Raw genomic sequence first — 2,293 nt, 5'->3', positions numbered from 1 at the left:
ACGGACTTGCTCGGAACGAAGCGGATCCTGCGCTCGTAGTTCACCTCGATACGAAGGCTCTCGGAGACGGAGCTGCGCTCGATGGTGATGTCCTCGTCCGTCAATCCCAGCCCGGGCATGCGGATGCTCTGGTCGAACCGGTCCCGCTCCCAGTGGTAGCCCAGGCGGCTGGTGCGCTCGATGATGACGTTGCGCAGCATCGCCTCGTCGGCGCCCTGCGCGGCCCGGTTGTGGGCCACCGTGACGGCCTCCCTCACGGTGAAGTTGTCGACGTAGACGGGCACGAGCATCACGCCCAGGTAGATGCCCCCCGCGAGGAGGGCCAGGAACACCATGCCACCGAGACTGATTCTCCCCGAGGGATGCCGCATGGGGCCCGGCCTAGCAGTGGCGTGCGCGGCGCGTCAAGCACCGCGGCGTGCTTCAGCGCACCGGCTCGAAGAGACGGTCCCCGCGCAGGCCGGTGCCCTCGAAGAAGTTGCTGAACCAGCCGCCGTAGCCGAGGGCCAGCCAGATGACCATGGCCTTGCCCTTGATGTGGCCGTACGGCACGAAGCGGGCGCCCAGGCTCGGGTCTCCCAGGCCATAGCGGCTGTCGAGGCTGTTGTCCCGGTTGTCCCCCATCACGAAGACCTGCTCCGCGGGAACGACGTAGGGGCCCTCGGCGCGCCGGCGCGCGACGCGATCCTCCTGGAGCACCGCGTGGACATTGTCGCCCAGGCTCTCGTGGTACAGCACCAGCCGCTCGGGGTACCAGGCGCCATTCTCGGGCTTGTTGTGCACGAGCAGGTCCTCCTGCACGAGCGTGCGCTGCTGGGGCACGCCATTGATGTGCACGACGCCGTCGATGAGCTCCACCGTGTCACCGGGGATGCCGATCACCCGCTTGATGAAGTCCTGATCCGGACGCACCGGGTTGTTGAAGACGATGACGTCTCCACGCGCTGGCGGGCGGACGATCTGGAACGGCACCCAGTTGGTCCAGGGCAGCCGCACCCCGTAGAGGAACTTGTTGATGAAGACCTGATCGCCGATCTCCAACGTGGGCAGCATGGAGCCGGAGGGGATGCGGTACGGCTCGATGATGAAGACGCGGATGATGACCGCGATGGCCAGCGCCTTGGCGAAGCCGGAGAAGACGTCCCAGGAGCTCTGCTTGCGCCACACGCCCAGCTCCTGCGTGGCCTGCTTGTCGAGCGCCTTCGTCTCCTTGTCCAGCCGCGAGGCGTCCCCGGCGAGCGAGGCGGCCTCCACCTGGAGGGCCTGATCGGCCAGCCGCGCGGACGCCTCGGGAGGAATCTTCCCCGGCACGCGCTTGAGGACGCGGTCGATCTCCTCGGTGAGCTCGCGCGCCACCTGACGCAGCCCGTGCAGCTCCCGCTCCCTGGGCGAGACGAGCCGCCAGACGATCAGCCCCACGAAGGACACCAGCATCGCCAGCGCCAGGTACTGGAGGAGCGGCTGGGCCCACGAGGCCGCGGCCGGCACGAACTCGATGAGGAAGATGTAGGGAACGAGGGCCAGGCCCAGGACGATCAGCGGAGCCCACAGACTGGTGAGCCGCTCGCGCCACAGCAGCATGCGGCTGGCCCTGGCCTGCTCCGGCGTGCGGCGGGAAGCCATGGTGGCCTCCAGACCCAGCGGTGACGTCGTGGGGGTCGCGGTGGTCGTGGACATGGCCTGCCTTACTCCTCCGTCTTCAGCACCGCGAGGAAGGCCTCCTGCGGGATCTCCACCGAGCCCACCTGCTTCATGCGCTTCTTGCCCTCTTTTTGCTTCTCGAGGAGCTTGCGCTTGCGGCTGATGTCGCCGCCGTAGCACTTGGCGAGCACGTTCTTGCGGATGGCGGAGATCGTCTCACGCGAGATGATCTTCGCGCCGATGGCGCCCTGGATGGCCACCTCGTACATCTGCTTGGGGATGACCTCCTTCAACTTCTGGCACACCTCACGGCCGCGCTGGTAGGCGCGCTCCTTGTGGACGATGACGCTGAGCGCGTCCACCGGATCGCCGTTGATGAGGATGTCCAGCCGGACCAGGTCCGACTCCGCGTACCCGGCCAGCTCGTAGTCGAGGCTGGCGTAGCCGCGCGTGACGCTCTTGAGCTTGTCGAAGAAGTCGAAGACGACCTCGGCCAGCGGCATCTCGTACGTCACCTGGATGCGCGTGCCGCTGGAGCCCAGGTACTTCAGGTCCTTCTGCACGCCGCGCCGGTCCTGGCACAGCTTGAGCACCGCGCCCAGGTAGTCGTTGGGCACGTGGATGTGGCAGGTGAGGATGGGCTCCTCGAACT

At 67.2% G+C, this 2,293-nt stretch carries 2 protein-coding genes and 1 pseudogene; all 3 read right to left on the bottom strand.

Features of this window, described 5'->3' with window-relative positions; genetic code table 11:
- Positions 1–335: hypothetical protein (locus tag VF794_RS07885; RefSeq protein ID WP_331108567.1), on the bottom strand; the 335-nt coding region annotated here is incomplete at its 3' end.
- A gap of 88 nt (positions 336–423) precedes the next feature.
- The gene (lepB, locus tag VF794_RS07880) at positions 424–1,677 is read right to left on the bottom strand and encodes a signal peptidase I (protein WP_331108566.1); all 1,254 of its coding nucleotides are present in this window, start codon (positions 1,675–1,677) and stop codon (positions 424–426) included.
- A gap of 8 nt (positions 1,678–1,685) precedes the next feature.
- Positions 1,686–2,293, bottom strand: a pseudogene (locus VF794_RS07875) (elongation factor 4); the annotation flags it as partial.

The sequence above is a fragment of the Archangium sp. genome (assembly GCF_036389735.1).
Taxonomy (GTDB): Bacteria; Myxococcota; Myxococcia; order Myxococcales; family Myxococcaceae; genus Archangium.
Note: the sequence above shows the minus strand (reverse complement) of the source record. Positions and strands in the feature narration are given on the sequence as shown.